General features: G+C 68.1%; 22 protein-coding genes and 3 pseudogenes. 9 read left to right on the forward strand and 16 right to left on the reverse strand.

The annotated features are described in order from the left end of the window. Positions 1 to 211 precede the first annotated feature (211 nt). The 7 genes from B124_RS20750 to B124_RS20780 form a co-directional block, all read right to left on the reverse strand. Positions 212 to 1234, reverse strand: coding sequence for a glycosyltransferase (locus B124_RS20750; protein ID WP_496504390.1), 1023 nt, complete (start codon positions 1232 to 1234; stop codon positions 212 to 214). After that, on the reverse strand, positions 1234 to 2526 hold the full coding sequence (serS, locus tag B124_RS20755) for a serine--tRNA ligase (RefSeq protein WP_496504391.1): 1293 nt from the start codon (positions 2524 to 2526) through the stop codon (positions 1234 to 1236). Before serS ends, B124_RS20750 begins: the two co-directional genes overlap by 1 nt. Positions 2527 to 2612: 86 nt before the next feature. Continuing rightward, positions 2613 to 3230, reverse strand: coding sequence for a histidine phosphatase family protein (locus tag B124_RS20760; protein WP_496504392.1), 618 nt, complete (start codon positions 3228 to 3230; stop codon positions 2613 to 2615). Then, entirely contained in the window at positions 3227 to 4129 is a 903-nt protein-coding gene (locus tag B124_RS20765) for an aminoglycoside phosphotransferase family protein (protein ID WP_496504393.1), read from the reverse strand. Before B124_RS20765 ends, B124_RS20760 begins: the two co-directional genes overlap by 4 nt. Positions 4130 to 4152: 23 nt before the next feature. Then, entirely contained in the window at positions 4153 to 5403 is a 1251-nt protein-coding gene (locus B124_RS20770) for a methionine adenosyltransferase (protein WP_496504394.1), read from the reverse strand. A gap of 75 nt (positions 5404 to 5478) precedes the next feature. Beyond that, positions 5479 to 6165, reverse strand: coding sequence for a phosphotransferase (locus B124_RS20775; protein ID WP_496504395.1), 687 nt, complete (start codon positions 6163 to 6165; stop codon positions 5479 to 5481). Continuing rightward, on the reverse strand, positions 6162 to 6374 hold the full coding sequence (locus B124_RS20780) for a hypothetical protein (protein ID WP_496504396.1): 213 nt from the start codon (positions 6372 to 6374) through the stop codon (positions 6162 to 6164). The genes B124_RS20775 and B124_RS20780 overlap by 4 nt, the downstream gene beginning before the upstream one ends. Before the next feature lie 720 nt (positions 6375 to 7094). Between B124_RS20780 and istA the strand changes: the two genes are divergently transcribed. Both istA and B124_RS20790 read left to right on the forward strand, forming a co-directional pair. Continuing rightward, positions 7095 to 8642: an IS21 family transposase gene (istA, locus tag B124_RS20785; RefSeq protein WP_496504397.1), complete on the forward strand. Its 1548-nt coding sequence runs from the start codon at positions 7095 to 7097 to the stop codon at positions 8640 to 8642. Further along, a pseudogene (locus B124_RS20790) lies at positions 8642 to 9289 on the forward strand (ATP-binding protein); the annotation flags it as partial. The gene istA and the pseudogene B124_RS20790, both read left to right, overlap by 1 nt. 46 nt (positions 9290 to 9335) lie before the next feature. Here the strand turns inward: B124_RS20790 and B124_RS20795 are convergent. The 3 genes from B124_RS20795 to B124_RS20805 are packed head-to-tail and all read right to left on the reverse strand — an operon-like array spanning position 9336 to position 12349. Continuing rightward, positions 9336 to 10958, reverse strand: coding sequence for a site-specific integrase (locus B124_RS20795; protein ID WP_496504398.1), 1623 nt, complete (start codon positions 10956 to 10958; stop codon positions 9336 to 9338). A 15-nt stretch (positions 10959 to 10973) separates the two neighbouring features. Continuing rightward, positions 10974 to 11288, reverse strand: a complete 315-nt coding sequence (locus B124_RS20800) for a helix-turn-helix domain-containing protein (protein WP_496504399.1) — start codon at positions 11286 to 11288, stop codon at positions 10974 to 10976. Next, the gene (locus tag B124_RS20805; protein ID WP_496504400.1) at positions 11285 to 12349 is read right to left on the reverse strand and encodes a tyrosine-type recombinase/integrase; all 1065 of its coding nucleotides are present in this window, start codon (positions 12347 to 12349) and stop codon (positions 11285 to 11287) included. The genes B124_RS20800 and B124_RS20805 overlap by 4 nt, the downstream gene beginning before the upstream one ends. Before the next feature lie 139 nt (positions 12350 to 12488). On the opposite strand from B124_RS20805, the pseudogene B124_RS20810 reads away from it, so the two are divergent. Continuing rightward, positions 12489 to 12638 (forward strand): annotated as a pseudogene (locus B124_RS20810) (ATP-binding protein); the annotation flags it as partial. A gap of 641 nt (positions 12639 to 13279) precedes the next feature. Here the strand turns inward: B124_RS20810 and B124_RS20815 are convergent. Together B124_RS20815 and B124_RS20820 are read right to left on the reverse strand one after the other, a co-directional pair. Then, positions 13280 to 13822, reverse strand: a complete 543-nt coding sequence (locus B124_RS20815) for an AAA family ATPase (protein ID WP_496504401.1) — start codon at positions 13820 to 13822, stop codon at positions 13280 to 13282. A 337-nt stretch (positions 13823 to 14159) separates the two neighbouring features. Then, positions 14160 to 15224, reverse strand: a pseudogene (locus B124_RS20820) (IS630 family transposase). 128 nt (positions 15225 to 15352) lie between these two features. Between B124_RS20820 and B124_RS20825 the strand changes: the two are divergent. Continuing rightward, positions 15353 to 15574 (forward strand): hypothetical protein, encoded by a 222-nt coding sequence (locus B124_RS20825; RefSeq protein WP_496504402.1) that lies wholly within the window; start codon positions 15353 to 15355, stop codon positions 15572 to 15574. Positions 15575 to 15708: 134 nt separating this feature from the next. Further along, on the forward strand, positions 15709 to 16863 hold the full coding sequence (locus B124_RS20830) for a glycosyltransferase family 4 protein (protein WP_496504403.1): 1155 nt from the start codon (positions 15709 to 15711) through the stop codon (positions 16861 to 16863). 70 nt (positions 16864 to 16933) lie between these two features. Here B124_RS20830 and B124_RS20835 read toward each other — a convergent pair whose 3' ends face one another. From B124_RS20835 to B124_RS20850, 4 genes are all read right to left on the reverse strand, one after another. Continuing rightward, complete coding sequence (locus tag B124_RS20835) at positions 16934 to 17275, reverse strand: hypothetical protein (RefSeq protein ID WP_496504404.1); 342 nt, start codon at positions 17273 to 17275, stop codon at positions 16934 to 16936. Continuing rightward, positions 17272 to 17811 (reverse strand): hypothetical protein, encoded by a 540-nt coding sequence (locus B124_RS20840; RefSeq protein WP_496504405.1) that lies wholly within the window; start codon positions 17809 to 17811, stop codon positions 17272 to 17274. The genes B124_RS20835 and B124_RS20840 overlap by 4 nt, the downstream gene beginning before the upstream one ends. A gap of 213 nt (positions 17812 to 18024) precedes the next feature. Beyond that, the gene (locus tag B124_RS20845) at positions 18025 to 18276 is read right to left on the reverse strand and encodes a hypothetical protein (RefSeq protein ID WP_496504406.1); all 252 of its coding nucleotides are present in this window, start codon (positions 18274 to 18276) and stop codon (positions 18025 to 18027) included. Between the two features lie 38 nt (positions 18277 to 18314). Further along, complete coding sequence (locus B124_RS20850; protein WP_496504407.1) at positions 18315 to 18761, reverse strand: hypothetical protein; 447 nt, start codon at positions 18759 to 18761, stop codon at positions 18315 to 18317. 289 nt (positions 18762 to 19050) lie between these two features. Between B124_RS20850 and B124_RS20855 the strand changes: the two genes are divergently transcribed. The 4 genes from B124_RS20855 to B124_RS20870 all read left to right on the forward strand — a co-directional run bounded on the left by B124_RS20855 (position 19051) and on the right by B124_RS20870 (position 24587). Further along, positions 19051 to 19923 carry a helix-turn-helix domain-containing protein gene (locus B124_RS20855; RefSeq protein ID WP_496504408.1) on the forward strand — a complete coding sequence of 291 codons (873 nt, stop codon included), beginning with the start codon at positions 19051 to 19053 and terminating at the stop codon, positions 19921 to 19923. Beyond that, positions 19920 to 20162 (forward strand): DUF397 domain-containing protein, encoded by a 243-nt coding sequence (locus B124_RS20860; RefSeq protein WP_496504409.1) that lies wholly within the window; start codon positions 19920 to 19922, stop codon positions 20160 to 20162. The genes B124_RS20855 and B124_RS20860 overlap by 4 nt, the downstream gene beginning before the upstream one ends. Positions 20163 to 20836: 674 nt before the next feature. Beyond that, positions 20837 to 22669, forward strand: coding sequence for a hypothetical protein (locus B124_RS20865; protein ID WP_496504410.1), 1833 nt, complete (start codon positions 20837 to 20839; stop codon positions 22667 to 22669). Positions 22670 to 22793: 124 nt separating this feature from the next. Then, entirely contained in the window at positions 22794 to 24587 is a 1794-nt protein-coding gene (locus B124_RS20870) for a hypothetical protein (protein WP_496504411.1), read from the forward strand. The last annotated feature ends 43 nt before the right edge of the window (positions 24588 to 24630 follow it).

The raw sequence follows: 24630 nt of genomic DNA on the forward strand, positions 1-24630 counted from the left end.
AGACAGGCATCTCGCCGGATACCTTGCGCGGCGAAGCCCTCTTCGAGCGCCCGGAGCAGCTCTGCCCAGGAAGGCGGGCGACGGGGCGGGCGGTACGGGGTACCGCGATGGGGATGCCGGATCTCTAAGGCATCCCCATCGAGGGAGAATTCCCAGTGGGCCCCCAACGTGCGCCGGAGCGCCCCGGCTATCTGCGTGTTCGGGGCGCGGCTCAGCACGGGCGGGCTGCCATCGCCTCAAAGTGCCGTGCAGGGTCGAAGCGGTGTTGACCGATCGCCTGTACGTGGCGGTGGTCGAGGGCCTCGGCTTGCTCGATGGCGTCAGCGAGCCTGATCGCCGCCGTCTCGTCGTCTGCCTCAGGGTCGACGACCGTGATCGCCCCGGTCTGGTCACACAGGGCGGCCTCAGCACACGTACCCCCGCGCCACGCAAGGGCAGCGATCGGGGTTCCGGCTCGCAGGGATTCACCGAACACTGCGGCTCCGGCTTCCACGTACGTGCGCGCGCATGTGTAGACGAACGTGGATGCGTCTCGGAGAGCGGCGGTCTTCGCCGGGCCGCCAAGTTCGCCGGCCACCTCGACGTGGTCCGCGGCGAAGAGCTTGTGGTGGCGGTGTACGTAGTCTTCGTCGAAGACGGGACCCACGATGCGAATGCGACGGCCGAGTATCTGGGCTGCTCTCAGCGCGAGGTGCGGAGCCTTCTCTTCGTCTATGCGACCCAGCCATACGAGATCCCGCGCTGCGGCCGAGGGCGGTTCCTCCTCGTTGAGGCCGAGGTGAACGGCAAGCTCCGGGATCGGCTGGTGAGCTGCGTATCGCTCGGTCATCTCGGGCGAGTAGCAGTACAGCCGCGACCGTTTGCCGTCGAATGCCGTCTCGGTGTGCTGAAAGCCCGGCGAGTGCTGGAACGTGGCCACATCGCAATCGAGTTCGCCCCAGGTGCGGGCCCAGGGGGCAAGGGAGGGGTACTCGTGCCCGACTACGAGCAGGTCGTATCCGGCTCCGCGGAGGTCACGCTCTGCCTGGGATCCTGCGGTGACGTCTTCAAGGCGGACCGGCTTGCGGACCCATTCTGATTCGAGATCGGTGAGCCAGCCGGGTCCGAGGAGATGCACGTCGGCGCCTGCACGGCGGGCGCCTACGGCGACCGCCCATAGCCATCGTTCGATCCCGCCGTATCCGGCAGGGGGGAAAGCGTAGCTGCCTGGAAAGTCGCAGACGCCGACGAGCACTATGCCTCCGGGGTTCCGTCCGCCGAAATACGGCAGAAGCCGAGGTAGGGAACGAGTGATCCGGGCAGGACGATCGAGCCGTCTTCCTGCTGGCCCTGTTCCAGCACAGCAGCCAGGGTGCGGCCGACCGGGAGACCCGAGCCGTTAAGCGTGGCGACCGGCTTCGGCTTGCCGTCCGCGCCACGGGTACGGATGTTTGCACGGCGCGCCTGGAAGGTGCCGAAGTTCGAGACCGACGAAATCTCGCGGTACGTGTTCTGGCTCGGAATCCACACTTCCAGGTCGTACGTGAGCTGGGCGGAGAAGCCAGTGTCACCGGCTGCAAGACGGATCACACGGTACGCGAGGCCCAGCTCCTTCAGACACGCCTCAGCGTGGCTGATCATCTTCTCCAGCTCGGCGTCGGCTTCCTCGGGGTCGCAGATCCGCACCAGCTCCACCTTCGTGAACTGGTGCTGGCGGATCAGACCCCGGGTGTCGCGGCCGTATGAGCCGGCCTCCGAGCGGAAGCACGGAGTCTGGGCAGTGAGGGCGAGCGGGAGCGCGGCGGACGGGATGATCTCGTCAGCGTAGAGGTTGGTGAGCGGGACCTCGGCGGTCGGAATCAGGAACAGCTCGCGATCCGCGACCCCGGTCTTGAAGAGATCTTCTTCGAACTTCGGTAGCTGCCCCGTGCCGGTCATCGTCTTACGCGTGACCAGGTACGGAACAGAGTACTCGACGTAGCCGTGCCGGCGCGTGTGAATGTCGAGGAAGAGCGTGGCGAGCGCCCGCTCCAGGACTGCACCCGCTCCGCGCGAGACGGCGAAACGGGGACCTGAGAGCTTGGTCGCCCGAGTGAAGTCGAGGATGCCGGTGGTCTCGCCGAGGTCCACGTGGTCCTTCGGCTGGAACGTGAAGGCCGGCGGAGTTCCCTCGCGGCGGACCTCGACCGCGAATTCCTCCGAGTCTCCATCCGGAGCCCTGTCGTCGGGGATGTTCGGAATGCTGAGAAGGAGGTTGCGAAGCTCTTCCTGGACCTTCTCCTGGTCGGCCTCGACCTCCCGGACTTCGAGCTTGATCTCGCGAGCCCGCTCCGTCAGCTTGGAGATGTCTCCGCTCTGCTTCGCGGTCTGCTGGACTTCCTTGGCCACGCGCTTGGACTCTGCTCGCAGCTCGTCGGCGACGCGAATGCTCTGGATCCGCCGGGCCTGGAGGTTCTCAAGGGCGGGCAGGTCCAGGTCGTAGCCGCGTCGAGCGAGCCGACGTACCGCATCGGCCCCCATGTCGATCAGGGCGCGAGCATCATGCATGGCTGGGGTCCTTCTTCTCCGGGAGGTGGGCTACGGCTCAGACGGTAGCAACTGCCGGCAGGGCCTCGCCCCGCTACATCGCTGCGTCAACCCCGCCTATCCGGATCGTCGCGGCCCTCCGCATCAAGATCAGACAAGAAGCTCCGTGATCCAGTCGCCGAGCACGTCGTCCGTGACGTCGAGTGGCCGCACGCAGGGGGCCTCCGGGAAGACCAGCGGTAAGCCTCACCTCCGGAGCGTCCCTGCTGCCAGACCAGCACGGACAGGAGCAAGCCGTGGCCCACGACGAGCCGAGGGCCTGGGAGAGCCAGGTATTCCCTCAGCCCGCGGAGCGTCCGGCCGATCCCCTCCCGTTGTGATTCCGCGGCACCCGTGGGCCGGCGCCTCGCGCCATGTTGATCAAGCCAGTCGCCGTGAGTGAGCCACGGACCATCCTCGAACTCTCCGTAGTCCAGTTCGTTCAGCCGGGGCTCGACGACGAGCTTCCTGGCGGGTACACCCGTGAGCAGGACCGCGGTCTGCTGAGCCCGCGGGAACTCGCTGACCGCCCAGGTCTGCACGATGTCCAGCAGCAAGACTCCGAGGGGGCGCTGGCACGCCTGGACCCCCTCGTCGCGGAGCCGCACGAGGACCGTGGGGTCGCCATTGACGAGGTGCTTCGTGCTGTACTCCGTCTGACCGTGGCGCAGGACGTACGTCTTCACGACCTGCCTTCCACCCCTCCGGCCGGGAGGCGGGAGAGCACCTCCATCATCACCGGCGCCCGAGGATCACCGGTCTCCACGTAGTAGAGGAGGCCGTCCACGGACAGCAATCTGCACCACGCAGCCATCACGGGGACGGAGATGCGGGAGACCTGAGCGGCCTTCGTGAGCCGCTGGGCGGTCTGCCTGCCGAGGTCGTAGTACACGGTCCAGAAGGCCCAGTCGAACGCGGCGTCACCCACCATCGGAACCGGATCGATGAGGTGCGGACGGCCGTCGCTGTCGTACGGCACATTCTCCCGGTACAGATCACCGTGCAGAACGGTGGACCGCCCGGGCTCCTCCTTGAGGTCTGCGACTGCCCTGGAGGCTTCCACGACGACGGGTCGCCATGGTCCAAGATCGAGATTCAGCACCCGTTTCTCGATCCGAGGAAGCACCGCACAACGCAGGTAGTCGCTGAGAAGCGGGAGGCTGAGGGCGCGTGGCCAGTCCCGCCCGCGCAGGTGCAGTCCGCGCAGCGCGCCGGCCACCAACTGAGTCTCCCGCGGCCTCCACTCAGCCCCTCCGGGGCGTCCGCCCACCATTTCGAGGGCCGCCGCCGCGTGGTCGTCGTCCGCCTCCAACACATCGACCGTCGGCCCACCGGCCCACAACCGAAGGGCACGAATCTCGTGGTGGTGGCGCGCGGGATCAGCCCACGCCTTGATGAGCCGTGGACACCCGTCGGGGTTGGTTGCCGTGGCGATCACGGAGGCATGCCCAGCGTCGTGGTAGCCCTTGAGCGATAGATCCCAGCGGTGCGCCACCTGCCCCAGCACGCCGGGTACGGCGTCGAGCCAGCCTTCGATCTTCGGCCCGTAGTGCGCGATCAGCCGCTGCCGGCATCCTTCGGGCACCCGCCCGAGCGTCCGCGTAGTCATCAGCTCAGCACGATCCCGTCGTGGACGAGTTCGTCGGTGAGCGCCGGGAACTCGTCCAGGGCCCCGGTGACGAGAGCCTGCACTTTATCGATCTGGACATCGTGGCCGGTGAGGCGAACCAGGACCCTCCACGGCTGGTCCAGCCTCTGCCCGGTAGTGCTCACCAGGTGCACTTCGGCGTGCTCCCCCGTCGCTTCGTGGAGCCGGCGGGCCAACCGGAGCGCGGCGATGTTGTAGAGCTTGCCGACGTGGTAGACCGAATTCTTGCCGCTCGCGCCCTCCAGGTTCATCGGGCGCAGAGGAGTGATCAGGCCGTTGACGCGATTGCCCCGGCCGACGACGCCTTCGTCTCCGGACTCGATCGAGCTGCCCGTGTAGGTCAGGTACAGCTCATCCCTGTCGGGCACGTCGCGAGCGTTGAGACGGAAGTGAGCGCCCGCGCCGGGAAGCGCGATGCCGGCGAGACGGTGGCACTCGGCGAGAACCGCTTCGGTGTTGCGCACGTATGCTGCGCGACTCGCGACCTGACGCGACTTCTGAGGTACGCACAGAACGACATCCGCGTGCTGCCCGTCCCAGTAGCCCATGAGCTTCACGTCGGAGCCGCACCAGGCTTGTGCCCGCGTGAAGTCGCTGTCTCCGGAGAAGTGGTCCACAAGGTCGCGGACGAATGCCTCGAAGGGATTCTCCGGGGCCCAGCCCGTACCGAGTGACGTGTCGTTCGAGAGGCGTACACGGCGCTCACGGAGGTCTTCGACGGAGCGCGGGTTGAACCAGCGGGTACGGTCCGGTACGTCGTCACCAGTGAATACCGCACCAGGACTTGAGTTACTCGTGATGTTGAAGTCGATGTCGAGGTGACCAGAGACCTCCGGAAGCCGCTCGGCGAAGAACGCCTTCACCTCCGCTTCGACGATCTCTGTGACAGGTATCGTCTCGCCGCCGCACACAGGAGCGGCTCGGCCGTTCACTAGGACCCGGACCGGAGAGGTCATCCTCCCTCCGCCGTAGCGGACTTCGCTGGCGCCGCCGAGGAGGGCGAGCTTGTCGAAGTTGTGGTGCAGCACGGCGCCGAAACGCTGGACGGTATACCGGCTGTATGCCTGGGACAGACGCTCGGCGAGATGATCGGCGAGCGTGTCGGGGTGGCCGAGCCCCTTGCGCTCGACGATGGCCGTCGCGTCCGGCTGCGGTGATCCGGCCTCGATCACTATGCGGCTGTTGCCTAAGGTCGTGGCGACTCGGTTCATGGTCTACTCCTCGCAGAGCTGGAAGGAACATGCGGGAACTCATCCAGCCGGTGAGCCGGATGAGATGAGACAAGATCATCGCGGCACACCCTCAGTTCGCAAGAGTGCGATCAGTCGGGCCAATTGCTTGCAGGCCGCAGCGGGGTTGCCCTGTGCGGCAAGCTGTTCGAGGTCGCGAGCCCTGATAAGCTGGAGGTCACCGGGACGCCGGCGGTCGAGCCACAGGGCAAGGCGCCAAGCCAAGACCGGTCCAGACGGAGCGACCTGACTGATGACTTCGATCCCTAGCCGATGAAGCGGAACCGCCATGTAGATCAGGTCACGCAGGATGTGGAAGATGACGTCGGCGTGATCGGCAGCCGCAGGGCCGCGCCCGCTGGCCTCCCAGTCGACTATGTGGAGCCGATCGCCGTCGAACAGGAGGTGCTCGGGCTTGAGGTCTCCGTGCAAGTACACGGTGCGAGCTATGTCGCAAGGCTCAAGTGCGGCTTCGAGATCGTGCCACCAGGCGAGCTGCCGGCATCGATTCGAGAACTGGTTCAGTAAAAAATCCCGGTTGGACATGCGCTCCTCGCCGGAGTTTGAGCGCCACCCGCTTCCAGGACAGATTCCTTCAATCCCGATATGCAGTTTCCGAGTAACCCGGATAACAAGGCGAACGAAGTCCTGGACCGCCTGGGGTGTTCGTATAGAGCACGGCGTTCCAGGTACCGCCCCGAACGCGGCCCAGGGGTGATCCCCGTGGCTGCCCGCTGCGATCAAGACGGAACCGCTATCCCCCGATCTGAAGCGAGCCGGAGAGCGTCAACCTCGCGGCGCTGCCTTTCGCGGGGAGTGATCGTGCGGTAGATCTTGAGGAGTGACTTCCCGTCGAGAGCCCACCGCGTGATCGAATTGGGTTTCACCGACGCCGGCCCATAGGCCGAGAGTTGAAGATCCTCGGGGATGATCTGCTCCACGTCACTCGTCATGCTGTCGCCCTCCCCGTGAACGGCCCGGTATTAACGACCTCGTGCTCGGCTGAGGCCGGCGCACGTCCGTCCCCGCTCAACGGCGCGGTGCGCGCGCCGCAGGGCGAACGTCCTTTCTGCCTCCGCGCCTTGGGGCAGACTCTCAGGCGGTGCCAGCAGTCGTGGGTGCGCGGTTTGAGCACCCCCGACAACGTGGATGGTCACGGGGCCGATACGGGGCGGCGTTCCATGCAACGGGTCGAGCACAGGTTCGAGATGGGACGCGGCGGGCAAGCGTGATCGGCGCTCCCGCACGTTCGATTCACTCGTCGAGGGGGCAGCGGCGGAGGCGTAACCCGGGCGGGGGATTGCGTGAGGGCGTCGAAGCACTGGTCTCCTCGGCGGGGCGTGACAGGATCCGCAGGACGGAACCATCGCCCACGCCACTGACAACCAGGCGGGTGCGGTGCCGAGATCCGGACAATCCGAGCTGCCTGTCCGGCGTGGCATAACGGTCCTCGAAGCGGCCGGATGGCCTGGTACGGAACCGGGAGAAACCCCTCTCGACCGGTTGCTGAATCCGCAGCGTGGAGCAGTCGGCGAGTTGGCTTGACGGCGGCCGTGGAAAACTCCCCATAGGCGGCCATTTACGGCCCCACTGATGGCCAGCGGTTTCCCCGCGGACGGCCAGATATCTCCCCGCTCACAAGATCATGACGCCGGTCGGCGAGAGTCGGGCGGGTGAAGAACAGCAGGGAGATCATGGACATCCTGGAGGCATACGACCTCACGGGCAGTTACCGCGCGGCGGCCGAGCTGGCCGGGTGCGACCACCACACGGTGGCCCGCTATGTGAAGATGCGGGCGGCCGGGCAGGCCCCCGAGGCCCGCCGGCACCGGGACCGCGCGATCGACGCCTACCTGCCCAAGATCGAGGAGCTGGTGGTCCGCTCCGGCGGCAAGATCCGCGCGGACGTGGTCCACAAGCGCATCACCGCGATGGGCTTCACCGGCGGGGAACGCACCACCCGCCGCACCGTGGCCGAGGCGAAGGCCCAGTACCTGGCCGGGCGGCGGAGGATCTACCGGCCCTGGATCACCGAGCCGGGGCTCTGGCTGCAGTACGACTTCGGCGACGGCCCGGTGATCGGCGGCCGGAAGACCACTGTGTGGTGCGCGTGGCTGGCCTGGTCCCGGTTCCGGGTCGTGATCCCGATCTGGGACAAGACCCTGCCCACCGTGACTGCGTGCCTGGACGCCACGTTCCGAAGGATCGGAGGGATCCCCGCGTTCGTGCTGACCGACAACGAGAAGACGGTCACCACCGACCACGTCGCTGGGATCGCGGTGCGCAACCCCGAGATCGTCGAGGTCGCCCGGCACTACGGCACGACCATCCGCACCTGCCTGCCCGCCGACCCGGAGACCAAGGGCGGCTCGGAGGCCACAGTCCGCATCGCCAAGGCCGATCTGGTCCCCAAGGACGTCAACCTGCTGGAGGAATACCGCACCTTCGCCCAACTGGAAGCCGCCTGCCGCGAGTTCTGCACCGAGGTCAACACACGGGTGCACCGTGCCACCCGCCGCACTCCGGCCGAGATGCTCGCCGAGGAACGCCAGCGGCTCCACCCGCTGCCCCGGCAGCCGTTCACCGTCGCGTTCGGCACCACCCGCCGGGTGAACTGGGACGCGACCATCTCGGTGGAGGCGGTGCGCTACTCGGTCCCGCACGAGCTGATCGACACCCGGGTCTGGGCCCGGTTCCACGGCGACGACCTCGTCGTCACCGCCGTCGGCCCGGACGGCACCGCCGCCGAGGTTGCCCGCCACCCGCGCGGCACCCCCGGATCCCCGGTCATCGCCGCCGAGCACTACCCCCAGCGCGAGGACAAGGACGGCGAGCGCACCCCGAAGGCCACCAGCGCCGCCGAAGCCGCGTTCTTGATGATCGGCCCCGGCGCCGCGACCTGGCTCATCGAGGCCGCGACCGCCGGCACCCGCCGGGTGAAGGCCAAGATGGCCGAGGCCGTCGCCTTGTCAAAGCTGCACTCCCCGGAGGCAGTTGACCGCGCGCTGGGCACTGCCGCGGTCACCGGCCGCTTCGCCGAGAAGGACCTGCTGTCCATCCTCGACTACCAGGCAGGCCGGGACACCGCCGAGCCCACTCGCGCGAGTGAGACCCACAGCCTGCAGCCCGGCACCTCCGCCTGGGCCAGCTTCGGCCTCGCCCCGACCCCTATATCCGACACCGACACCACGAACAGCACCGAAGAAGAGGACCGCATCTGATGGCCACCCCGCTCCGCCAGGTCCACGGCTCCACCGGCGACCCGCTGGCCGAGGCGATCGAGCTCACCCGCCGCCTGAAACTCCCTCACATCCGCCGCACCCTCGCCGACGTGATCCCCACCGCGAAGGCCCAACGCTGGGACCCAGCCGAGGTCGTGCGCGTCCTGCTGGCCGAAGAAGCTGCCGGACGCGACCGCGCAAACCTGCACACCCGCCGCAAGCGCGCCGGGTTCCCGGCCGGGAAGACCTTCGGCGACTGGGACGAACAGGCGTCCTCGATCCCGCGCGCCACCCAGGACGCGCTCAAAACCCTGGAATGGGTCCGCCGCCGCGAGAGTCTTTGTGTCTGCGGACCCTCGGGCACCGGGAAGAGCCACTTCACCGAGGCGCTCGGCCAGGCCGCGGTCGAGGCCGGGATGACGGTCGCCTGGTTCACCATCGAGGACCTCGGGGCACTGGTCCGCCGCCACCGCGCCGACGACTCCATCGCCCGCGCTCTGGCCCGGATCATCCGCTCCGATTTGATCACCGTTGATGACATCGGCCTCCTCCCGGTCAGCCCCGAGGCTGCCGAGGGCTTCTACCGGCTGGTCGACGCCGCCTACGAACGACGCGCGCTCGCGGTCAGCAGCAACCTGCACCCCTCCAAAGCGCACATGTTCCGGCGAACTCGTGCAAGGTGCTGCCGAAACTTCACGGGTTCGGCAGGCGCCCTTCGTCGACGTGGTCGGCGAGATAGATCAAGGTGGCCTGCGGGTCCATGCCGAACGCTGCGGCGACGAGCTTGGGGTCCATGGTGTTCACCAGGTCGACCAGCCGGGTGCTGCGGATCATCCGGGGTGGGAAGCCGCAGTCGTCAAGGACGTGGGAGAGATAGGCAGTTGAGGCCGGGCTTCGCCCGGCCTTTGTTCCTTTGGTGACCATGACGTGAGGGTTGTCGGTCTGCCAGGACGAGCGGTGGGCCAGGCATCGCTCCAGCACGGCCCAGGAGGCCGGGTCGAGTGGAACAGGGTGGGGTCGTTTGCCGAGCCGGACCGTTCGGGTCTGCGCGTCCACGTCAATGACCTGCAGCATTCGAGCTTCCAGACTGGAAGCTCCGTGCAGCAGGGCGAGTATCCCGACCAGGGCCTCGTGGGGGTGGACATGCTCGTCGGTGGTCCAGCGCCGGAAGAGCTCGCGCTGCTGGTCGAGGGCGAGGGTCTGGCCGCGGAACCGGTTCGGCTCCTTGGCGGCCAGAGTGCGGGTCGGGTCGACCAGTAGCAGTTTCCGTGCACGAGCGAAGCGGAAGAACTGCCGCAGCACGATCAGCCGCCGCTTGCGCGCCTTGGGCAGTGTCGCGAGGAAGGCTTCGAGGTCGTGCACGTCGACGAGGGCCCAGGCGTCTTTGCCCCGTTCGGTGACGAGGAAGAGCGCGAGGTCACGCATGGTGGCCAGTGCGGTTTCCAGGGTGTGGTTGCTGCGAGGGCGGGTGCCGGCCCGGCGGGCCCGTTCCTGAGAACGCATCCGGTCGGCGTCGAATGCCGCCACGGCCGACCGCAGTGGCTCGGGCACGGCCTCGACGCGGCGGCGGCGACGGCCGGCGGCCAGCCGCTCGGCCTGGTCAGTGGGCAAGGCCAGTCCGCGAGGGGTGAAGAAGTCCTCCAGAGCACGGGCGAAGGAGCCCATCGACCGTCCGGGCCGACGCGATCTTTCCAGCAGGGCCTGCGGCGAGTTGGAGTGCTCGTCCTCCAGGAGCCGGCCGAGGTCGGTGACGAAGCCGCAGGCTCTCGCCACGCAGTGCCGAGCGGCGGCATGGGCGACGAAGGCGCCCAGCCAGGAAGGCGGTTCGGGAAGACGTTCACGGAGGTGTTCACCGCGGATGAAGGGGCGGCCGGGGTGCTTTTGCCAGCAGGGCGAGCACAGCCCCAACCCGGCATGGCGCCGCATTTGCCCGCACTCGCTGCAGACCCTCGGCGGCTTCTTCGGTGATCCCGGATGCGAGCATGGCCCGCACCAGCCGGTCGTCTCGCGCAGATAGCCCGGCTTGCCGCAGCGCAAACACGGCTGCTGAGCCGCGATTCGTCTGGCCTTGTTCCGGCAGTCCCGGCACAGGCGGTTCTGCGCAGACCGCACCGGATGACCGCACTGCTCGCAGACGCGCGAACACAGGATGCACCGGCCGGTGTCCGACTGCAGCACCCGGTCGAGACCGCAGGACGGGCACGTCGCCCTGGCCTGCGACTCCTTCATCCGGCGCCAGCACCGGCAGCAATGCTGCCGGTCGCGATAACCGACCGGGGCCCCGCAGGTGACGCAGTCGCGTTGCTTCTTGCCCATCACGGCCGCCGGGCGTCACAGGGGCGGCATCGACCGGCCTCGCGCGGAGGCGGCCTTGGGCAGGTCGGCGACAGGTCGAGGGGGTGCGACCGGCCGCTCGACGGGAGTGGTGTCGACCTCGATCAGGTCGTTGGGGGTGCACTCCAACGCGGTGCACAACGCGGCCAGCGTGGTCATCTTCACCTGGGAGGGCTCCTTGGTGAACAGCGCGGACACCGACGCCGAGGACAACTCCAGGCCGGCCTTCTCGGCCAGCAGCCGCCGCAGCTCGGTCCCGGTCCACACCTCACGCTGGGCGGCGGCCATCCGCAGCCGCCATCGGATCTTCATGCCGTGGTGTCCTTCCCGGACAGCTCCGCCAGAGTGCTGGCCACAGCACGCTGATAGGCGTCCTCGATGAAGGTCGCGGAGGGCCGGACATAGCGCATGGTCGAGCTGACCGTCCAGTGTCCGAGCATCTGCTGGATCGCCACGAGATCGACGCCGCGTTCGTAGTTGTGGGTCGCGCAGGCCCTCCGCAGGGCATGCGGACTGAACCGCTCGGCCGACGGGCGGCCTTCGAGTTCCATCAGATAGCGGAGCCGGTTGCGGACGGTCCCGCGATGCAAGGCGCCCCCAGACTCGTCGGCGAACAGCACAGGCGAGTCGGGGAACTTGGGCCGCACGTCCTGAAGGAACCATCGCAGCACCAGGTCCAGGCCGTCGAGCATGGGCACCCAGCGCGGACGCGGACCGGAGGTGTGGGCTCCCTTGCCGAAGCGGACGTGGAGCTTGCCGAACGGGCCGCGGGTGAAGTGCAGGTCTGGCTTGTCCAGCAGCGATGCCTCCTCTGAGCGGAGCCCAGCGTGATACAGCGTCCGGAACATCGCATAGTCCCTCGCGGCGGGTCCGTACTTCCTCGCGGTGGCGATCCGCTGCTTCATGAAGTCGAAGAACGCCGCCACCCGCTCCGGTGTCGGCGGCGGCACGAGGGCCGGGGAATCGTCGCCGACATGCCGCGACGCGTTGAACTCGTCGACCGGGCAATCCAGCCGGACGCCGAACGCGGCCTCGATCTCGGCCGCCTTGCGGGCCTGCAGGAACCGGTGGAACCCCTTGAAGACCTGCACATACTCACGACGCGTCGAGGTCTTGCGGCCCTTCATCGCGAGATCGCCAACGACCCGGTCGATGTCCTCCGGGGTCACCTCCCATGCGGGCCGACCCAGCGCGGACAGCGTCCGCTCCAGCAGACCGATGTCGTTGTCGATCGTCACCGGGCTGAAACCGCGGGCCCTCCACGAGGCGACGAACGCATCGACGCAAGCGGTCTGGAACTGCCACGGATCCACAACCAGTGGCTCCTGCGGAACGACCCCGCCCGCGATGACCTGGAGTCTCGCCTCGGCCACCGGCACACCTTCCTCGCACCAGAACGGTTAAGGCAGCACCTTGGAAACCTCGGCACCACCGCGAGAACCAACGAGGACCGCAGGAACGGGATACGGGCAGGCAGCAGCAGCAACTCCTATGAGGGAACAAGTGCCAGCCCCAGATGGGTTCGACGAGATCATGCCGAAGACCCTGGCCACGGCCACCGTCGACCGGCTCATGCACCATGCCCACATCGTCGTCACCCAGGGTGACAGCTTCCGGCTCGCCCAGGCCACCTCCGGCCAGGGCGTCAAGCCCTTCAGCTGACACCACACCACCCACGACGGGGAGATAACTGACCGCCGTCGGGGAAGCCCAAATGGCCGCCAGCGGGGAGAACTCCTGGCCGCCTACGGGGAGAACTTCAAGGCCATTGACATTGGCTGGAACTGCCCGGACCGTGATGATGTCAGCCGAGTCGGATTGCGCAGCGGCGGGCCACGCGCGGACGGACTGGCGACTACCGTCACTTCCGGCACCCACCGGGACCGCGTCAGGCCATGCCCATCAAGTGCCAGGGGCGCGACGCCGCACGGCCACAGAGGCAGCCGAGGCGCCGCTGCCTCGACTACACGGGCCTACTGTCGCAGGACGAGTGGGTGAAGGCGTGCAAGCGGGCTGCCCAATCGCCGGGAACGGCGGGCGCTATCCCGTGGCCCCCTGCCTGCTGTTCGAGCGGGTAAGCGTGCTGCCCGGCAGCCGCATGCCTCAACTCCCGCCCCAGTCCGTGCCTTTCAGAAGCGCCCGCAATCGATCCCCGTACCTGCTGACCCCGGAGCTCAAGCGGCTGCGGCGGGAGAACCGAGAGCAGCAGCAGACGATCGAGATCTTGAAAAAGCGACCGCCTTCTTCGTGAAGGAGATTCCCGTGGGGGCCGTACATCGGGCTGGGCGGCTACTGAGCCTGCCTCAGCGGTCGATCGGGAGGACCTGGTCCAGTCCGCTCTCGCGCAGGATCTGCTGAACCGTGTCGTCCAGGGTGCTGGTCGCGTCGATGACGGTCTCCAGGCCGCCGGACAGCAGGTCCTTGTCCCTGTACCAGTCGCGCAGGTGGACCTCGGTGACGTGCGCCAGGTACTCGGCATCGGGCTTCGTCGCATGCCGGACCAGCGTCTCCTCAAAGGACACATCGAAGTAGTAGCACCGGGAGACGCCTCGGTGGGCGCGCACCAGGTCCTGCAGCATCGTGCCGTACCGGCCGGAATACAAGATGCCCTCCACGACGACGTGGAAGCCGTTGTCCAGGGCGTAGCGGGCGGTGAGGTCGATCAGGCCAATGTTCGCTCCGCTGGGCCGGTCGCGTTCGCGCAGCACGATCCGGCGCAGGTTGTCCTGGCCGACGATCGCGAGGTTGCGGCCGAACTTCTCACGTAGGCCCGCCGCGACGGATGACTTCCCTGACGCGCTGTTCCCGCGCAAAACGATCAGGCGCGTGTCTTCGGTTCCCACCACGTCCGCACCCTAGCGGCAGTCACTGACACCCCTTGTCCCGTCACGTCGATCGCCCCAGGCTGGGAACCGGCCGGAGTCCTCGACGCCCCGATCAAGCACACGCCTGGATCTGACCGGCGCGCCCACCCACCTGCACCGCGCTCCCTTTCGACGCCTACGCCACGGGGCTCCTCCTGCTGCGCATGGCGGACCAGTACAACACCTGAGAGGCTCTGGCGAAGGCTCCCGCACCCCCCGGACTGCCTGGAACACCAGCCGACGAGACCGCCCCCACCCTGTGGTGATCCCGCGAGTGCGAAGCAAAAGGAAGCTACTGAACTTGAATTTGTGATGTCGGTCAGCCGGTCAGGGTCAGGCCGGTGCCGGCAAGGCAGCCGTCGCCCAGGTCCGGGCGGTACTGGATCTGCTTGAGCCGGTGTTTCACCGCCCGGGTGATCTGGGCCAGGCCGGCGGCGGGCGAGGTTGCCGATGTCGCGCTTGACCAGCGACCAGATGCCCTCCTGCGGGTTGAGGTCCGGTGAGTATGAGGGCAGCTGGAAGACGGTGAGCCAGTCGGCGTTCGCAGTGATGAACCCCCGCAGCGGGGCGGTCAGGTGGATGCGGACGTTGTCCCAGACCAGGACGATCTGGCCGCCGAGCTTGATGCGGGCCCGGGTGAGCAGGTCGCGGAAGTCGCGCCAGCCGAAGCCCTCCGGCTGGTCCTTGCGGCCGTTGTACTCGCGGACTGCGTAGAACATCCGGGACCGCTCGCCCGGCTTGTAGCAGGTCATGCCCGCCATCGACACCCGTCCGGAGCCCCGGCCCTTCACCTGCACAACCGGGGTGCGGCCGATGCGGCCCCAGGTCCTGGCGCGCGGCGACGTCATCGACTGGCCGGCCTCGTCCTTGAAGACGATCCAGCCGTCGCACGCCGCCGCGGTGCTCTTACCCGCGGCCAGACCTCCTTCTTCCACAGCTCGACCGCTTCCCCGTCGCGCTCGATCGCCCGTCGTGCGGGCTGCTGCCACGACCAGCCGTGCCGCTTCAGCAGGCGCCAGGTGCCCTGGACCGTGTACGACACGTGGAACAGCCGCCCGATCAGCGTCTTCACCCGCGCCAGCGTCCGTCGCTGGTCCGCCCAGCCATGGGCGAGCGGACCACGCTCCAATTCCCGTTCCAGCCTGGCGATCTGCGTCGGTCCCAGTCTCGGGCGGCCGGGCGATCCCTTCGTCAGGACCCCGGCCTCGCCGCGTTCGCGCCAGGCCCGCCGTCACCGCTCCACCGACCGCTCACTCACCCGCAACACAGCCGCGATGTCCCGGTTCTTCTCCCCGCGCCCGAAGCGTTCCACGGCCTCCAGCCGGATCCGCTCCCGCGCGTCCCTCCCAGCATCGGTCAGCCCGCCGCCCTGCGCGTATCTCACACCCCACAGCTACCGGAGGCCACCGACCACTGTCAGACGAACAGCGCCGACATCACCCGATCAAGTTCAGTACCCAGGTAGTCCTTCGGGCCTCGGCAGCCCCTGAGCGAGGCTCACCGCCGCCACCGGTGACAGGTCCCCAGGGTGCGGCGCAGGCGGTGGCGCTGCCGGGTGTCAAAGAAGCCCTGTCCGAGCTGCTGGCTGACGGTGTGATGGAGGAGCGGCTGCGGCAGGTGCTGCCCATCGTGGTCTTCCTCGCCATGGTGTCCGCGGTCGCGGCGGTGTGCAAGGCGCCGGCACTCGGCGAATGGGCAACTCAGCCCCTCGACTGCGAGCATCAGCACAGATAGAGGTCAACTTAGCTAACACTGATCGCATGACGCCACGAACGCGTGTCCACCTTCACGGGGGAATGCCCATCCGCAGTTGCGCGGCGACTTGTCTGTGTATCGTCGGGTCACGGAATCGCTCAGGGGGATCTTCTGTGTCTGCGGCAAACGGCGGCGTCCACTTCATTGCCCCGGCTGGGCTCCGGGATGGCACCCGGCCTAGCGGTGGAAACAACTACGACCTTGAACTCCTCCAGGAGCTGCCGCACATCGGGTGGCGAACACATCTACACGAGATTCCCGGTGCCTGGCCACACCCGGACGACGCCACCCGGGACCGGCTGGCCGAGGCCCTGGCCGCGCTGCCGCAGCGGTCGACGGTGTTGCTGGACGGGCTCGTGGCCTGCAGCGCCCCCCTCGTCCTCGAACGGGAGGCGGATCGTCTCCACTTGGTGATCCTTGTGCATCTCCCGCTCGCTGACGAGACCGGGCTCTCACCGGAGGCAGCCGCGGCCCTGGACACCGGGGAACGACGGGCGTTGGCGTGCGCTGCATCGGTGATCACGGTGAGCGAGTACCTGACCCGCCGGCTGATTGCAGAGCACGGGCTGCTGCCCGGCACCGTGCACACCGCCGTTCCCGGCGTCCGCGCTGTCGCTCTGGCACCTGGCAGCAGCTCGGCCGCGGAGCTGCTCTGCGCCGCGTCGATAACACCCCGGAAAGGACATTTACTGCTCGTCGAGGCACTTGCATCCCTGGCAGACCTGCCCTGGCGATGCCGTTTCGTAGGCGGCACCACGCAGGACCCCGGATATGTCACCCGCGTCCGCGACGCCATCGAGGAGCACAGGCTCGCCGGCCGCATTACCGTCGATGGCCCCCTGGCCGGCGAGGATATGCACACCGCCTACTTGGAGAGCGGCGTGCTGTTGCTCACCTCGTACGCCGAGCAGCGGCCCCTGGTTGTAGGCGAGGCCCTCGGTCACGGCCTGCCGGTCATCGCGTCTGACGTCGGAGCTGTCAGCGAGATCCTGGGCCACGGAACGGCTGGCGTCCGTCCCGGCCTGCTCGTCCCTCCGGGCGACAGCGCCCTCTTGTCCGACGCCCTTCGCGGCTGGCTGACCGACGCAGAGCTGCGCGCTGCCCTGCGGAAAGCTGCTGCGAACCGCCGCAGCCAACTCCCCTCGTGGCATGAGACGGCCCGGGCTGTGGCAAGAGCTCTGCGCGGCGAAGCACCGCGCCACTTGGGCAGCCAGCCGTCGATGTACGCTCCGACGCCCTCCGGTCGCTGCCGTACTGCAGGTCCGTGACGGTTCGCAGGACGGGCGGCTGAAGTTCGGCCGGTGTCCCGCACATGCCAGCGAACGTGGCCGAGGAGATTCACGGCAAGTGCGCCCGCCGGCGTCGCAGGGTACGGACTTTGCCGTCCTCGGCGCTCTGGCCGGAAAGGGCGGCGTTCTCCAGAGCGAACAAGCTGGCGGCAGTCGAGACCATCCGGAGCCGTTCTTCGAGGAAGCGGCGTCGGGCCTGCTGATCGGAATGCTCCTTCTTGAGTTCCTCGAAGGCATCGACAGTCCGGGAATGGGCGGCCCGCTTCGCTTCGTCCTGCGCGGTGTGCTTCTGGAAGAGGAAATAGCCGGCCAGCAAGCAGCGCAACCGGCACACCGCGGCTGACGGCTCCGTCTCCTCGCCGAACTCCGCCTCATTAACGGTGTCGCTCACTCGCTTCGCTCCTGGCCATCGGACGTACCGGCGGGCCGTCCATCCACAACACCGCACCACGGAACAGCTCGTTGAGCCCCTGAGAGTTGGGCTGAAGCACCGCCCGACGCGTCACACCTGACGAAGTCCGTGGTGAAGCGCCCGTCGTCGCCGATCCCGGTGATGACGGGCATCAGTCCGGGTTCTCGTCGCCACGGGTACGACGGATGGCGACGCATGGCCGGAGTGTCGGACATGACTTCGCCCTCCGGCGGGCTCGGTCGCGGACCTGCTTCCGCGGTCAGGACGTTGATGTGGAAGACGATGTTCTCCCGGTCGTACCGGGCTTCCTGGGGCCCGCTCTCCATGGTCTCCAGTGTCTGGGCGAGGCCGTACTCGATCCGTACCTGCGGCGGATCACCGGCGGGATATCCACCCGCGAGTAGGCGAAGGTCGACCTGCCAGAGCCGGAGGTGGTCGGCGATGTTCTGAAATCCTTTGGTGTCGCCTGGTTCGAGCGCCCGCAGCAGCTCGACGATGTCGCGGGCCAACTCCACGTTGGGACCTGTGTGCACGGAATTCCCCTCGCCCTGGTCGTTCCTGGTCTCGGGGGACCCAACGGTACGGCGCCCGCGATGTATCCGACATCTGTTTCCGCCAAGCGGGCCATACCCGAAGGAGATCACTTCGGCTTTCCCGTGGCGTTGGCGTGCTGGTCTTGCGCGTCGCGAGCGCTGTTGGTGTCATCCCGTCCCGGCCGGGGGTGGTGGTCACCGGCCGACGGGACGGGTGCTGCAGCCCGCGTCGTGGCATGCGAGCTGGGCCGACTGCGGGGGTGCGGGCGGCGCGGCCGGTCCGCTGTCCTTCTCCGCGGTGAGCGGACCGGGGGCCCGGGCGTCCTCAGTGGGCAGGGTGTCGGGAACGACGGCCGCCGTTGCGGCGAGCTGGCCGTCGCTCAGACCGACTGCAATGACGCCGAAGCCGATGAGGTTCGCGGCCACCAGGACAATGCCGGCGAACATGCCGTCCCCGTCCGGCCTCGGCCGGCGGTGGCGGGCGCTCACCTCTCCACCGCCGCAGCGTCGGCCGGCCGAAGCAACTCGGTCTCGCGGATGAGGGCCTGGCGCTCGGTGCCGTCATCCAGCCGCGCCCACAGGAAAGCGCGGTCCGCGTCCACCCCGGCGTAGCCGCTGCCGAGCTGGACTACGGTACCCTCGAACTCCTCGGACTTCTCCCTCCCCAGCCGCTCTGGCGGCACATAAGAGGTCCCGCATACGCGGTCACCGATCTCGAACGGGGCCCTCACCTGCCCAATCGCCGCGTCGCCTCCCGCTCCCCCTCCGGAGCGCTCCAGTTCCAGGTAGACCTCGAAGTCCTCAGCGCTCCAGGTGGCCGGGGCGTCGTGTGCCGCACGGAACGCAGCGGCCTCTACGGACGCCGGCTGCCTTGCCGACCGGTCCGAACATTCCTCCGGCTCGCTGGAGGTGGAGCTGGAGTGCAGGGACATGCCGCCTCCCAGAGAGTGAGCTGCCGTTGTTGAGGTGGGGGTGGCCTGCCCTGACGGGGAGGGGCAGGCAGCTTCATCGCGCCCGCCGGTATCCAACGTCCTGAAACCGGGCGCTCATTCACCGTGGCCGCAGGCGTAGTGGGGCCGCAAGTGAAACCGCACCGAAAACGTTGCTGCGAGGAAATTGGCACATGCCAGGGCAAGCGCATCGCTGTTTCAGCGCGCGGGTGTCGTGCCACACTCCGCACATCGCAGCGGCAGCGGACACATACGCCGGGGAGGCGAGCAGGTGCCAGCACGAGCCAGACCAACAGCGCGGCGCATCGAACTGGGCTACGAGCTGAGGGAGTTGCGCAAGCAGGCCGGACTCACCCTGGAAGAAGCTGTCCACGGGCTGCCGCTGTCCGACACCAAGCTCTACCGCGTCGAGACCGGACTCCAGGACCTGCGCAACGCAGGCGACCTGCGCAAGCTCCTCGCCCGCTACGGTGTGACCGAGGAAGAGGACATCGAGCGGCTGCTGGCGATCCAGCGCGCGGCCTCCAGCCGCGAGTGGTGGACCCAGTTCAAGGGCTCGATGCCCTCGGGCATGCCGCGCTTCATCGGCATCGAGTCCGCCGCCGTCGAGATCCAGGCGTTCCACCCCGTCGTGGTCCTCGGGCTGCTGCAGACCGAGCGCTACGCACGGGCCCTGTACGAGATCGCCAAGCAGGTCGAGGACACCACCAACGAGTTCATCGACCAGGGCGTCACCCTGCGGATGAAGCGCAAGGAGTACCTCATCCGCGACGAGGAACCCGGCAAGCTGTGGGCGATCCTGTACGAGCCGGCCCTGCGCTACCTCGTCGGCGGCCCCGACGTGATGCGTGAGATGTACGACGAGATCACTACCCTGGCCACGCTCGACAACGTGACCGTCCAGGTCCTCCCGCACACCGTGCGCGGGTACGTCGTGGTGAACGACTTCAGCATCCTTCACCTCGGCGACACGCTGCCGACCACGGTCCAGGTGGACAACGCGTGGGGCGCCTCGTCGGTCTCCGACACCCCACGCGAAGTCGCCAAGTTCTCACGGAAGTTCAACGCCCTGGTGGCGTCGTCCCTGCCGCCTGAGGACACCCCGAAGTTCCTGCACCAACTATCGCGAGAGATCACAGAATGACCACACACACCCGCACCCTCACGGCCCCCGACCTGGACTGTGTGGCCGCCTGGTTCAAGTCCTCCTACAGCAGCGGCTCAGGCAACAACTGCGTAGAGGTCGCCGACCTGACCCACACCGCCCACCACGCGATCGCCATACGCGACTCGAAGAACCCCGACGGCCCCGTCCTGCTGATCGAGCCCGACCGATTCGCCGCCCTCATCGAGGGCGTAAGCAACGGCCGCTTCACCGCCTGAGCCCGCCACCCGAGCCGCCCAGGCCCGGTCCGAGCAAAGCTGAGCACGCTCGGACCGGGCCGGGCATAAAGCTCCCCTGCAGCCGCCCCAACTCCCAGGTCCCCCCACCACGGCTGGCGGCGGAGAGCGTCTGCTGGCAGGTTTCGACAGCCTGCCGCGGTACGGGCGGTGGTGTCCTGGATGCGGCTGAGGAGTAAGGCTGCGGCTGCCACGGAGCAGGCGGAGGCCGTCAGGACGCGGCTGCGGTCCACTTCGTACGTCCAGCGGGTCGCTCCCGAGGGACAGTCCGATGGTGTCGTTCTCCCTGTCGGTTGGGGTGGGAAGGCCGAGCCCGGCGCGGGTCAGGAGGCGGCCCAAGCGCGGGCGAGGGTGACGGCGTCGGCCTTGAAGTCGAGCGAACAGACCTTCATCACCACAGGTGGCCACCCTCTCCCGACCCCACCAGGGCCGGGGTCAGGGCGGCCACCGCTCGGGGGAGGTCCCCGGATGCCTCGATCCGGTCGCGTTTCTGCGCCTGGTTGTCGTGGCTGCCGGGCGGGCAGAAAATACGGATTAGGCAGGACTGTGGGTTGTTGTGGCGTACGGCAATGCAGGAGATGAGTGCTGGCAGGGGAAGGGGACGTTCAGCTCCTGCCGAACGTGCTGCCTGCGGGTCTATCGTCGGCGCGCGGCTATTGGGCGGCATGGTGCGGGATACGAGGCTGGTGCAGACGGCTGTGGTCGGTGACGAGCACTCGGATGTGCCCGTTGTGCTGCCGACCGAGGCGATCGAGTTGGACGTGTTCCGTCGCGCGCATGGGCACGACACGTTCTGGTGTGGGATTCTGCTGGGCGGGTGCGGCGCCCAGCTCGCTCACAAGCTGTACGTCGACCGGCAGTGCCACTTCCAGCACTATCCGCAGGCCAATGGTGCACCGCATGCCTGCCGTCGGCCGAAGGTCGGCGAGTCCAGTGCCGACCATCTGTACGTGAAGTCGGCGATGACGCAGTCGCTGCTGGAACACGGTCGGGCCGGCCGGTTCGCTTTCCCGCCGCCGGTCGGGTCCCTGCTGGACGTGGACCTTGAGGAAGGCACCGCCTTGCGCGTCCACTTGGACGGGGCGGTTCTGCCCGACTGGGCTGGCAGCCGCATCCCCGTTCTGGGCCCCGGAGTGGTTCCGGACCCGGGCGTGTTCTCCCGCTGCCCGTACGTGTACCGGGTGCGGTGCGAGAGCGACGGCGCCAATCGTCGGGTGTGGATCGGCACCCAGAGTCTGGCCCACCCGACCGAGTGGGTCCCTGTCGCAGATTGCGCGTGGACGGACGACGGCTTCATCACTCCGGCCGCCGCCGAGATCTTGCGGCAGCATCCCCCCGCTGTTGGTCCTGCGCCGGCCTCGGCGGCACGCCGCTTGGGAGCCTTACCCAAGAGCGTGACTCGGTTCATCCGCGGGCTGGAGGCTGCCCAGCGCACCGGGACCGTTGAGCACGTCCGGCGCTTGTGCGACAGCAGCGGCCCCTTCCTTGAAAGCCTGGATGCCGCAGCCCGCACCGAAGCAGAGCTGGCACTTCAAGAAGCCCGGTCATGGCTGGCCGGCCACGAGGACTACCAGCGGCGCGTCTTCGCCGACCTCGCCAAGGCGGTCAACGAGAAGAGAGCGTTCGACGTGCGCTCCCAACTGCAGACCGCCACGAGACTGACCCGACGCGGCGCCAGCGCCTCCGAGCAGCGCGACCTGGCCGCGGCCCGCGCCTTCCTCCGCGAGCAGGACCACCTCCCCGACCCCCGATCGGGCCGAACCGTGCTCCACCCCCTCCTCCGTCCGTCGCCCTCCAAGCGCAAGCGACCCAAACCGCAGAGAGCCCTCAAGCCACGAAGGGTCCTCCGGACACAGGAAGCGCCGAAAGAGCGGAAGAGGGAACCGGACATCGCCCGGACGGAGCGGCGAGCACGCAACGCGGCCGTGCGCCAGGCCAGGAGCATTCTTCAACGCCTCGACCAGCGTTTTCATCTCTCCCCTGATGAGCAACGGAAGCTGACGGAAGAGCTGGCCGAAGCGGTGAAAACTGCTGATGACTGGCTATCCGATAGTGAGCTGCAGGAGGCCGGGTTCTGGATCAGGAGAATGTCCCGAAAGAAGAAGCAGACGCGGGAGCGCCAGGAGCGCCGTGAACTTGCCCCGCACGTCTTGGAATCCGCCGCTGCTGCCGTCCGCGGGGCGCTCAAGAAGGCCGCGCGCGAGCAGACCACCACTAGATGGGCCCGGCTGGAGCAGCAGCTCGGCTCCGCACTGCCCCACATGAGCCACGACGAACGTGTCCAGGTCCTGGCCCTCGTCGACCAGGCCACACCTGCCGACCAGGCCCTCCTGTCGTCCCTGGTCGCCGCAGGAGATCGGGACATGACAGCGGCCTACCGCGAGGTCGCCGGCGCGCTGGGCCTGGACGCCCCCGCAGACGACGACGTCCTGCGCGACGTACTCGAAGCCGACGTACAGCAGGTTCACCGCCACTGGCGCTACCAATAGCCGTGGGCCGCTGGGGAATTTGCCCAATCCGATCCCGGCGGGCACATGCCGCGCGTACGGTCACACCCGGGAATCGGTGACGGACTGGTCACGCCAGGTCAATATCCCCTGGGGAGGGAGCCGCATGGTCAATGCCCGCACGTACCCGCTGTGGCAGCAGCTCGCTGAGGCCGAAGGGCTCCCGGATGAGGCGCTGCCTGCGGTGATCGAGGCGCTGTGCACGCCGGCCGCCCGCGCCTTCTACAGCGTCGACGAGCGTGGCGAACAGCGGCGCACGAAGGCTTTCCGGGGCGCCCTGCCGGCCCTGCTGCAGCGTACGGTCGCCCCTGCTCTGCGCCACAGGCTTCTGGAGCAGGCAGAGGACCAGCAGCTCGCCGATCTCGCCGCCCAGGGTGTGATCACGGCGGCTGACCTTCCCGCGATCCTGCACACCCACGGCCCGACACCCGGTCTGGTCATCGGCCTGGCCCGGCACCCCGGCCAAGTCGACGATGCGATCGGCCTGCTCCCCGGCATGCACGACACAGACCTGGAGCGTGTCGTCAACGAATGGAACCCCCACCGCTATCACCCGGAGGCCGAGCCGTTCCCGCCCGTTCCGCCAGCCCTCCTCGATGCGGTGCTGGAGCATGCCCTCACGCCATTCGCCCGCCTTCTTCAAAACCCCGGCCGGCATCGAGGATGGGACGTGACCGTGCATCTCGACATGGGTTTGCCCCTCGAGTTCGGCGAGGGCGCCCCCTGGCGAATCCTGGCGACCTGTCCCGAACGGTGGCCCGCACTGGTCGAACACCCCACCCTCGGCGCCGCCGTCCAACACCTCCTGCTGGACCAAGCCGAAGCCGAGCAACGCCGCCGCAGCATGCTCGCCTCCGGCGGCTCCTACCTCGCCAGCGGCACGCACGAGGTGTCAGCCGAACAGAAAGAGCCGGCTCCAGCACTCACCAGCGACCTCCTGCGGGCCTGCCTGCCCGCCCTGTGCCTGCCGGAGATGGCCGACTTGACCAAGCCGAGCGTCACCGCCCGCCACCGCCTCCACCGCATCGCCCAACGGGCCCGTTCCAACCCCCGCCTCCTCGACATCGCGCCCGAGCAACTGAACACCGCCGCCGACGAATGCATGCGCCGCGGCAGACTTCTCACTCCGCCCCGCAACCCCAAGAAGAGCTACCGCCATCAGCTCACCACCGTGATCACAGACCTCGCTCTGCTCACTGCGAACCCCACACACCTGGCCAAGGCGTGCGCCCTGCTCACCACACTCAAACAGCCCGCAGTGGTATCCAGCCCGCCCAGCCCACGCATAGCCCGCATCTCCGCCGGTACAGACTGGGACAGTCCGGTCCGCCTCCTGGAGAGCGACCAACAGCACCGACGGGCCGCCACGCTCACCGCGCTCGCCAACAACCCCAACACCCCCCGCACAGCGATCACGGAGGCCCTCCCAGCGCTGCACCCACTCGAACTCTCTTGGATCGCCCGCCAAGACCACGCCCCCGACTGGATGCAAACAGCCGCTGCCGCCCTCGCCCCGGACGACGACAACGACGCCGTCCTGCGCCTGCTCACCGACGACGAACTCGACCGCCGCCCCGACCCAAGCGCCGTACTACAGTCCTGGCTCGACGCCCCGGAATCCGACGGCGTCTGGTCAGATGGAGAGGTGCACCACGCCGTCCTCAACTCCCGCCACCACACCCTGAACCATCTGCGCCAACTGCCCGCCGCCGATGTCATCGACTGGCGTGAAGCCAGCCTCGCCCTGCCCCACCTGATCGCCCAGTGCGGAACGCAGCCGGAGCGCTGGCACGCCCTGCTCACTGCACTCGACTACACCCCTGGTGACGAAAGGATCACCTTCGGGCAGCTCCTCGACAACATCCAATCCCCCTCCCCCGCCACGGCCGGCACCCCGTGACAGCAGCACCGCAATCCGACACCTCCACCCTGCTGCTCACGTC

The organism is Streptomyces sp. CNP082 (assembly GCF_059570535.1).